Raw genomic sequence first — 6,221 nt, forward strand, 5'->3', positions numbered from 1 at the left:
GTCGGACGGCGCGGGGTCGGACGGCGCGGGGCGGGGGCTACTCCACGTGCTCGCTGGTGAAGGACCACCGGTGGACCGGACGGCCCAGCAGCCCGGCGGGCGGCTCGACCACCGGCACCGGCTCGCCGGTCCACCAGGTGATCAGCAGCACGCGCTCGCCCGGAGCGGCGAACAGCTCGGTGCGGACCAGCCCGGCCGTACCGCGCAGCGCGGGCAACGCGACCTCGCGCACCCAGGCGGAGAGCTCGGCGGCGCGTCCGTCGGCCGCCCGGGCCTCCCACATCGCGGCGGTGGTGGTCACTTCTGCTGCCCGGTCAGCGCGTCGTACGCCTGGCCGTGGACGTCGCCGTGCACGGCTGCGGCGTCCGGCACGTGGACCTCGGTGACCGGCAGCGAGGAGTCGGCCGACAGGGCGAGGGAGGACGGCGCGCGGTTGCGCCAGACCATCTCGGCGCCGAGCGCGGCGACCATCGCGCCGTTGTCGGTGCACAGGCCCGGCCGCGGCACCCGGAGCCGGATACCGGCCTTGTCACAGCGCTGCTGGGCCATCTCGCGCAGCCGCGAGTTCGCCGCCACGCCGCCGCCGATCATCAGGTGGTCGACGCCGCTGTCCTTGCACGCCTTGACCGCCTTGCGGGTCAGCACGTCGGTGACGGCCTCCTGGAAGGACGCCGCGACGTCCGCGACCGGCACCTCCTCCCCGGCCCGGCGCTTCGCCTCGACCCAGCGGGCGACGGCGGTCTTCAGCCCGGAGAAGGAGAAGTCGTACTCCGGGTCCCTGGGGCCGGTCAGGCCGCGCGGGAAGGCGATCGCCCCGGGGTCACCCTCGCGGGCCCTGCGGTCCACCACCGGGCCGCCGGGGAAGCCCAGTCCGAGCACCCGGGCGACCTTGTCGAAGGCCTCGCCTGCCGCGTCGTCGATGGTCGCGCCGAGCGGGCGGACGTCACTGGTGATGTCCGCGCTGAGCAGCAGCGAGGAGTGCCCGCCGGAGACCAGCAGGGCCATCGTCGGCGACGGCAGCCGGCCGTGCTCCAGCTGGTCCACGCAGATGTGCGAGGCGAGGTGGTTGACCCCGTAGAGCGGCTTGTCGAGGGCCCACGCGTACGCCTTGGCGGCGCTCACGCCGACCAGCAGCGCGCCCGCCAGGCCCGGGCCGGCCGTGACGGCGATGCCGTCCAGGTCGCCGGCCTTGACGCCGGCGGTCTCCAGGGCGCGCTCGATGGTCGGGACCATCGCCTCCAGGTGCGCGCGGCTGGCGATCTCGGGGACGACGCCGCCGAACCGGGCGTGGTCGTTGACGCTGGAAGCGACCGCGTCGGCGAGCAGGGTGGTGCCGCGCACGATGCCGACGCCGGTCTCGTCGCAGGAGGTCTCGATACCGAGGACGAGCGGTTCGTCAGCCATGGCGGGTGTCCTTCTTCACATCCGGTCGCGGGAGGTCCGCGGATTCGTCGAGGCCGTCGGGGCGCTCAGGGCCGTCGGGGTCGTCGGGGGCGTCGCCGTCGGGAAGCTCGTCCCGCTCGGGCGCGTCGCCGTCGAGGAGGTCGTCGAGGTCGGCCGGGTCGTCGCGGTCGGCGAGGTCGAGGCGCATCACCAGGGCGTCGACGTTGGCGGGCTGGTAGTAGCCGCGCCGGATGCCGACCGGTTCGAAGCCGAAGCGCTCGTACAGCCGCTGGGCGCGCGGGTTGTCCACCCGGACCTCCAGCAGCAGCTCGACGCACCCGCGTCGGACCGCCTCCCGGACCAGGTCGGTGAGCAGGGCCGTACCGAGGCCGGTCCCCTGCCGGCGCCCGTCGACGGCGATGGTCTGCACGTCGCCCTCGCCGGCCACCGCCATCAGTCCGGCGTAACCGACGACGGCGCCGTCCGGGGTGGCGGCGACGGTGTAGTGGCGGGTGCCGCCGGGGTGGGTCTCGGCCAGCTCGGACCAGTACATCCCGGTGGACCAGGCGTCCTCGGGGAAGAGCTCCAGCTCCAGCTCCATCACCGGGGCGATGTCCCACCAGCGCATCGGGCGCAGGGTGACGGCCCCGGGGGCGTCCGCGGCCGGGACGGCCGGAGCGGGGCCGGTGGTACTCGGGCCGGTCACGCCGGGAGCACCGCCTTGTAGCCGGCCGGCACCTGCGCGTCCGGCCGGCGCAGGTAGAGCGGGGCGTTCGGCAGCAGCTCGCGGCCGGCGGCCAGCTCGGCGACGGCGAAGTCGGCGAGCGCACCGGCCGAGACGTGCTCGGGTCCCTGCGCGCCGGGGAAGGCGTCCGGGTAGAGCAGCGCACCGGCGCCGACGGACCGCGGCAGCGGGGTCAGCTCGGCCGGGCGGTCCACCGCCGGGCCCTCGGTACGGCGGCCCTCGGCGTCGTACGAGGCCCAGTAGACCTCCTTGCGGCGCGCGTCGGTGGCGACCGTGAACGGTTCGCCCGCCAGCCCCTCGGCGCGGGCCCGGTGGGCGATCGCGTCCAGGGTGCAGACGCCGTGCACCGGGAGGCCGAGCGCGTGCCCGAGCGCGGCGGCGGTCACCAGACCGACCCGCAGCCCGGTGTACGGGCCCGGGCCGACGCCCACGGCGATGCCGGTCAGCCGGTGCTTGTCGACACCGGCCGCCCGCAGTACCTGGTCGATGGTGGGCAGCAGGAGTTCGCCGTGACGTCTGGCGTCGACCTGGTCGGTCTGGGCGAGGACCGCGGTGCCGTCGTGGACGGCGGCGGTGACGGCGGGGGTAGCGGTGTCGAACGCGAGCAGCAGCACGGGTCAAGGTTAGACCGGTCGGCGGGTGACCGGTCGGGCCGCCCGCCCCGGGGCGCCGCCCCCGCCGCGCCGCGGTCATCTGCTCCGATCATCTGCTCCGCCCGATCGAAAACCCGCACCGGTCCGGAACACACGTCCGGCACGATGCGGACCGGCCGGACGAACCTGGCACGATGGGGCCGACGGTTTTGGGACGGCGGTGGGAGCACACGTGGCGAAGATGGGTCCTGGAGTGGTGGTCACGGGGCTGACCCTGGGGGCCCTGGCAGTGGTGAGCCTGTTGGCCTTCCAGGCCAACGGCGCGCAGGACCGGGCGGTCGCCGCCGGTCCGAGCACGAGCGTCACGGCCTCGTCCAGCGGGCCGGTCGCCTCGGCCACCCCGACCGCCTCGCCCACACCGACCGTCCCGGCGCTGCCCACCACCGGCGCGGGCACCGGGCTGCGGGTCGTCTACTCGGTCAGCGGCCACTACGTCTGGCTGGTCGACCCGAAGAAGACCCCCCAGCTGGTGGCCGCCTTCCCGGTCACCCCGGGCACGGTCGAGCCGACCCCCGGCAGCTACCTGGTCTACAGCCGGACCCCGACCACCACCGGCACCGACGGCCGGCAGATCGAGCACGTGGTGCGCTTCGCCCAGCAGAACGGCGTGGTGTTCGGCTTCAGCGCGGCCGTCGACGGCGCCACCGGCACGCCGACCGCCGACCCGAAGGCCAAGACCGGCGGCATCCGCAGCGGCCGGCAGGAGGGTCAGCTGCTCTGGGACTTCGCCCCCAAGGACACCAAGGTGGTCGTGATCGCCTGACCGTCCCCCCACCGGACCGCACGAGGTCCGCGGCGCGGGATCGGCCCCCGGCCGGGTGCGGCCCCCGTCAGGGGTCCGGCCTACGCGGCGGCGCGACGGGTGTGGTGCGCGCCGGTGTCCGCCCGCACGACGGCGTCCGAGGGATCCGCGGGTTCCGGGGCTTCCGCCGCGTCCGTGGTGACCGCGGCCGTACGCCGCCGGGGCGGGGTGGAGACGGCCTCCGCCGCGGCGCAGGACGCCAGCAGGGCCCGCATCGGCTCCCCGGGGGCTCGGCGGGCGGGCTCTCCGGCCCCGGCACCGCGCGGCGCGCGCTCCGGGGCGGGGGTGGTGCTCGACATGGCGCCTCCCTAGTTAGGCACACCTAACCGCAGCACCCATCCCACCACGCCCGGGACCTCGCCCGCAACATCTTCCCGACAGGCTGTCGGCAAGCCCGTGCGGGCCGGGCCCTCTCTTCCGCAGGAGAGGGCCCGGCCCCTTCAGGCCAGCGCGGACAGCTCCACCGCGTCCCAGCGTCCGCCGATCCCGGTCAGCACCACCTGGCGCGGGTCCAGGTCGTCCGCCTCCGCGCCGGCGCCGATCGCCCGCTCGATCCGGACCTCCAGCCGGTTCTCGGAGAGCCGCTCGACCTTGCCCTCGCCCCACTCGACCACCACCACCGACTCGGGCAGCGAGACGTCCAGGTCGAGGTCCTCCATCTCGTCCAGGTCCCCGCCCAGCCGGTACGCGTCCACGTGCACCAGTGCCGGGCCGCCCACCAGCGACGGGTGCACCCGGGCGATCACGAAGGTCGGCGAGGTGACGGCTCCGCGCACCCCGAGCCCCTCGCCCAGCCCCCGGGTCAGCGTGGTCTTCCCGGCCCCCAGCTCGCCCGAGAGCAGCACCAGGTCCCCCGGCCGCAGGAGTGCGGCCAGCTCCCGGCCGAGCCGGCCCATCCGCTCGGGAGTGGCGACGGTGAGAGTGGCGTGCGAGCCCATGCGCGAATCAAGCCCTTCGGTCCGTACGGCGGCGCACCGACGGTCGGGCGCCCCCGCTACCGTGCCACATCCCCGGCCGCACCCGTGGCCGGGCCCGGTCTGTCCCGATGTGATCATCTTTGCCGCCGACAGGTCGCCGGCACCGGGCCCGCCGTCGGTGACCCGCTCCCGGGAGGCTTCCCGCGAACCGCTACCGTCTGCTTCCGAACCGTCCTCCGGACCGCCGACGCCCCCGTCCGCCGTCCGGATCCCCGCCTCCGGGCCCGCCGGCCCGGTCTCCCGATGAGGTCCACCGATGAAGCTCCGTCGCGGTCTCGCGATACCCGCCGTCGCCGCCCTGGCCTCGGCCTCCGTCATCGCCGCCGCCCCCGCCGCTCAGGCCGCCCCGGCGGCGGGCACCGCCGCCGTCGCCGCCGCACGGGCCGCCTCCGGCCCGCAGGCGCCGCCGGTGCTGACCTTCAAGAACTTCCCGGCCCGGGTCGTCGCGGGCGCCCCGGCCGTCGCCTTCGCCGCCGAGGTCGCCAACACGTCCGGACGCGACATGATCATCGAGCCGATGATGGTGTTCGGCTCGGAGCACGGCAAGCTGACCACGGGCCAGATCAAGCTCCAGTTCCAGGACGTCGACACCCACGCCTGGCGGGACGCCACACCGTCGACCGCCGGGCTGCGCGCCCCGGTGCTCGACCTCGGCGAGCTGCTCTACCTGCCGAACGGCGACTCGCTCACCTTCCAGTTCAAGCTGGCCCTGACCGCCGACGCGGTCGCGGACGACGCCGTCGCCCAGCTGTCGATGTTCTTCGACGACCCGGACGAGGACCCCGCCGAGGGACCGAGCTGGGCCTTCGGGCCCAAGGCCGCCTTCGTCATCGGCACCGGCGAGGGGACGGCAAGCCCGTCCACCTCCGCAAGCCCGTCCACCTCCGCCGGCCCGTCGGCCACGGCCACCGCCACGCCGACCGGTACGCCGTCGGTCACGGCAACCCCGTCGACCACGGCCACGGCCTCGCCGAGTGCCACGGCCACCCCGACCGGTACGCCGTCGGCCACAGCGACCGCCACCGCGACCGCGACGAGCACCGCGACCCCGACGGCCACCACGAAGCCGACCGCCACGGGCAGCCCGAGCCCCACGGCCGGCGCCACGGCGTCCGCCTCCCCGTCGGCCACCCCGACCGCCACCACCGGCGCCCCCGCGCCCGCCACCACCACCGGCGGCGCCGCGCAGATCACCCTCCCCGACGCCGCCGCCTTCCAGCAGGCCGCGGCCGCCAAGCCCCGGCCCACCGCCGAGGCGGTCGCCCAGGCCAAGGCGAAGGCCGCCGGCCGCCCGTCCGGCGGCAGCAACCTGGCCACCACCGGCGGTGGCGGCGACGACACCTCCGCCCTCGCGGTGGTCGGCGGTGCGGTGCTGGCCGTCGGCATCGGCACGCTCGTCGTGCTGCGCCGCCGCAAGGGCGGCGCGGACGCCTGACACCCGGCCCCGCACCCACCACGAACCGGTGGCCCGGCCCCTGCGGACAGGGGCCGGGCCCCCCGCGGTGCCGCCGCCCGGGGGGGGGGCGGGGGCGCGGGGGCCCCCCCGCCCGCGGGGGCGCGGGGGGCGGCGGTGGGTCCGGCGGCCCGGGGCGGGGGGGGGGCCGCGGGGGGGGGCGGGGGCGCCGGGGGTGCGGGGGCCGGTCAGGCGCAGGGTGCGGTCG

At 76.5% G+C, this 6,221-nt stretch carries 7 protein-coding genes and 1 pseudogene; 2 read left to right on the forward strand and 6 right to left on the reverse strand.

All coding sequences use genetic code 11. From position 1 onward, the window contains the following. Window positions 1-37: 37 nt before the first annotated feature. The 4 genes and pseudogenes from ACFWOG_RS19655 to tsaB all read right to left on the reverse strand — a co-directional run bounded on the left by ACFWOG_RS19655 (window position 38) and on the right by tsaB (window position 2,742). Window positions 38-301 carry a hypothetical protein gene (locus tag ACFWOG_RS19655; protein ID WP_380359882.1) on the reverse strand — a complete coding sequence of 88 codons (264 nt, stop codon included), beginning with the start codon at window positions 299-301 and terminating at the stop codon, window positions 38-40. After that, entirely contained in the window at window positions 298-1,404 is a 1,107-nt protein-coding gene (tsaD, locus tag ACFWOG_RS19660) for a tRNA (adenosine(37)-N6)-threonylcarbamoyltransferase complex transferase subunit TsaD (protein ID WP_329885361.1), read from the reverse strand. Before tsaD ends, ACFWOG_RS19655 begins: the two co-directional genes overlap by 4 nt. A gap of 166 nt (window positions 1,405-1,570) precedes the next feature. Continuing rightward, a pseudogene (rimI, locus tag ACFWOG_RS19665) lies at window positions 1,571-2,011 on the reverse strand (ribosomal protein S18-alanine N-acetyltransferase); the annotation flags it as partial. A 74-nt stretch (window positions 2,012-2,085) separates the two neighbouring features. After that, complete coding sequence (tsaB, locus tag ACFWOG_RS19670) at window positions 2,086-2,742, reverse strand: tRNA (adenosine(37)-N6)-threonylcarbamoyltransferase complex dimerization subunit type 1 TsaB (protein ID WP_329885362.1); 657 nt, start codon at window positions 2,740-2,742, stop codon at window positions 2,086-2,088. Between the two features lie 220 nt (window positions 2,743-2,962). Here tsaB and ACFWOG_RS19675 point away from each other — a divergent pair, with 220 nt between their 5' ends. Next, window positions 2,963-3,544 carry a hypothetical protein gene (locus tag ACFWOG_RS19675; protein ID WP_380359888.1) on the forward strand — a complete coding sequence of 194 codons (582 nt, stop codon included), beginning with the start codon at window positions 2,963-2,965 and terminating at the stop codon, window positions 3,542-3,544. A gap of 80 nt (window positions 3,545-3,624) precedes the next feature. Here the strand turns inward: ACFWOG_RS19675 and ACFWOG_RS19680 are convergent, their stop codons facing one another. Both ACFWOG_RS19680 and tsaE read right to left on the reverse strand, forming a co-directional pair. Continuing rightward, on the reverse strand, window positions 3,625-3,882 hold the full coding sequence (locus tag ACFWOG_RS19680) for a hypothetical protein (protein WP_380359884.1): 258 nt from the start codon (window positions 3,880-3,882) through the stop codon (window positions 3,625-3,627). Window positions 3,883-4,023: 141 nt separating this feature from the next. Continuing rightward, window positions 4,024-4,521, reverse strand: coding sequence for a tRNA (adenosine(37)-N6)-threonylcarbamoyltransferase complex ATPase subunit type 1 TsaE (gene tsaE / locus ACFWOG_RS19685; RefSeq protein WP_329950404.1), 498 nt, complete (start codon window positions 4,519-4,521; stop codon window positions 4,024-4,026). A 295-nt stretch (window positions 4,522-4,816) separates the two neighbouring features. On the opposite strand from tsaE, the gene ACFWOG_RS19690 reads away from it, so the two are divergent. Next, window positions 4,817-5,995: a hypothetical protein gene (locus tag ACFWOG_RS19690; protein WP_380359886.1), complete on the forward strand. Its 1,179-nt coding sequence runs from the start codon at window positions 4,817-4,819 to the stop codon at window positions 5,993-5,995. Window positions 5,996-6,221 lie beyond the last annotated feature (226 nt).

This window comes from Kitasatospora sp. NPDC058406 (assembly GCF_042722765.1).
Taxonomy (GTDB): domain Bacteria; phylum Actinomycetota; class Actinomycetes; order Streptomycetales; family Streptomycetaceae; genus Kitasatospora.

Bases quoted from the DNA above. Each gene is read 5' to 3' on its own strand.
- tsaD (WP_329885361.1), bottom strand. From the start codon at position 1,404: ATGGCTGACGAACCGCTCGTCCTCGGTATCGAGACCTCCTGCGACGAG.
- ACFWOG_RS19675 (WP_380359888.1), top strand. From the start codon at position 2,963: ATGGGTCCTGGAGTGGTGGTCACGGGGCTGACCCTGGGGGCCCTGGCA.
- ACFWOG_RS19680 (WP_380359884.1), bottom strand. From the start codon at position 3,882: ATGTCGAGCACCACCCCCGCCCCGGAGCGCGCGCCGCGCGGTGCCGGG.
- tsaE (WP_329950404.1), bottom strand. From the start codon at position 4,521: ATGGGCTCGCACGCCACTCTCACCGTCGCCACTCCCGAGCGGATGGGC.
- ACFWOG_RS19690 (WP_380359886.1), top strand. From the start codon at position 4,817: ATGAAGCTCCGTCGCGGTCTCGCGATACCCGCCGTCGCCGCCCTGGCC.